This window comes from Pseudomonas sp., from assembly GCF_050739655.1.
In the GTDB taxonomy this organism is placed as follows: domain Bacteria; phylum Pseudomonadota; class Gammaproteobacteria; order Pseudomonadales; family Pseudomonadaceae; genus Aquipseudomonas.
Genome location: NZ_JBOIBY010000002.1, coordinates 1 through 2,220, shown reverse-complemented (window position 1 = coordinate 2,220; position 2,220 = coordinate 1). Strand labels below are relative to the sequence as shown.

The 2,220-nt window shown below is 56.9% G+C and carries 1 pseudogene; it reads right to left on the bottom strand.

From position 1 onward, the window contains the following. Positions 1–2,220 (bottom strand): annotated as a pseudogene (locus ACRESJ_RS00050) (DNA-directed RNA polymerase subunit beta'); the annotation flags it as partial.

Here is a 2,220-nt window from a genome sequence, read left to right as displayed (position 1 = left end):
GATCGCTCGGGCCGTCTGAGATAACTTCGCCGCGGTTTACCTGTTCGCCTTCGAAAACGTTCAGGTGACGCCACTTCGGAATCAGCTCTTCGTACGGATCGCTACCGTCGTTCGGGGTGATAACCAGACGGCGCTTGCCTTTGGTCTCTTTACCGAACGCGATGGTGCCGCTGACTTCAGCCAGAATCGACGCTTCTTTCGGACGACGGGCTTCGAACAGGTCGGCAACACGCGGCAGACCACCGGTGATGTCACGGGTCTTCGAAGTTTCTTGCGGGATACGAGCGATAACATCACCGATCGCGATCTTCGCGCCGTCCGCCACACCGACCAGGGCGTTGGCTGGCAGGAAGTACTGAGCGATAACGTCAGTGCCTGGCAGCAACAGATCCTTGCCGTTGTCGTCGACCATCTTCACGGCAGGACGGATGTCTTTACCGGCAGCTGGACGATCTTTGGCGTCGAGTACTTCAATGTTGGTCATACCGGTCAATTCGTCAGTCTGACGCTTGATCGTGATGCCTTCTTCCATACCCACGTAGGTCACGGTACCTTTCATTTCGGTAACGATCGGGTGAGTGTGCGGATCCCACTTGGCCACGATTGCGCCAGCGTCGACCTTGTCACCTTCCTTGACCGAAATCACGGCACCGTACGGCAGCTTGTAACGCTCACGCTCACGACCGAAGTCATCAGCGATGGCCAGCTCACCGGAACGGGACACAGCAACCAGGTGACCGTCCACTCGCTCAACGTGTTTCAGGTTGTGCAGACGGACGGTACCGCCGTTCTTCACCTGAACGCTGTCGGCTGCGGAGGTACGGCTTGCCGCACCACCGATGTGGAACGTACGCATCGTCAGCTGGGTACCCGGCTCACCGATGGACTGAGCAGCGATAACGCCGACCGCCTCACCGATGTTCACCTGGTGACCACGAGCCAGATCACGGCCGTAGCACTTGGCGCAAATGCCGTAGCGGGTTTCGCAGCTGATCGGCGAACGCACGATCACTTCGTCGATGCTGTTCAGCTCGATGAACTCGACCCACTTCTCGTCTACCAGGGTGCCAGCAGGAACGATGACGTCCTCGGTACCTGGCTTGAATACGTCACGGGCGATAACACGACCCAATACGCGCTCACCCAGCGGCTCTACAACGTCACCGCCTTCAATGTGCGGAGTCATCAGCAGACCGTGTTCGGTGCCGCAATCGATCTCGGTTACAACCAGATCCTGCGCCACGTCTACCAGACGACGAGTCAGGTAACCCGAGTTCGCCGTTTTCAACGCGGTATCCGCCAGACCTTTACGAGCACCGTGAGTGGAGATGAAGTACTGAAGTACGCTCAAACCTTCACGGAAGTTCGCAGTAATCGGCGTTTCAATGATGGAACCGTCCGGCTTGGCCATCAGGCCACGCATACCGGCCAGCTGACGAATCTGTGCTGCGGAACCCCGCGCACCCGAGTCAGCCATCATGTACATCGAGTTAAAAGACTCTTGGTCGACTTCGACGCCATTACGGTCGATGACTTTCTCTTTCGAGAGGTTGGCCATCATCGCCTTGGAAACTTCGTCGTTCGCTTTCGACCAAAGGTCGATCACTTTGTTGTACTTCTCGCCCTGGGTTACCAGGCCGGAGGCGTACTGACTTTCGATCTCTTTCACTTCGTCGGTGGCTGCACCGATGATGCGGGCTTTTTCATCCGGGATAACGAAGTCGTTAACACCGATGGAAACGCCGGAAATGGTCGAATAGGCAAAACCGGTGTACATCAACTGGTCAGCGAAAATCACGGTCTCTTTCAGACCAACCACGCGGTAGCACTGGTTGATCAGCTTGGAGATCGCCTTTTTCTTCATCGGCAGGTTGACGACGTCGTACGACAGACCTTTTGGCACAACCTGGAACAACAGCGCACGGCCGACAGTGGTGTCGACGATACGGGTGTTGGTCACGCTGCCGCCATCACGGTCGTTGACGGTTTCGTTGATCCGGACTTTAACCTTGGCGTGCAGTGCGGCTTCGCCGGCACGGAACACACGGTCAACTTCCTGCAGATCCGCGAACACACGACCTTCGCCCTTGGCGTTGATCGCTTCACGCGTCATGTAGTACAGACCCAATACAACGTCCTGCGACGGAACGATGATTGGCTCACCGTTGGCTGGCGACAGGATGTTGTTGGTCGACATCATCAACGCACGCGCTTCCAGCT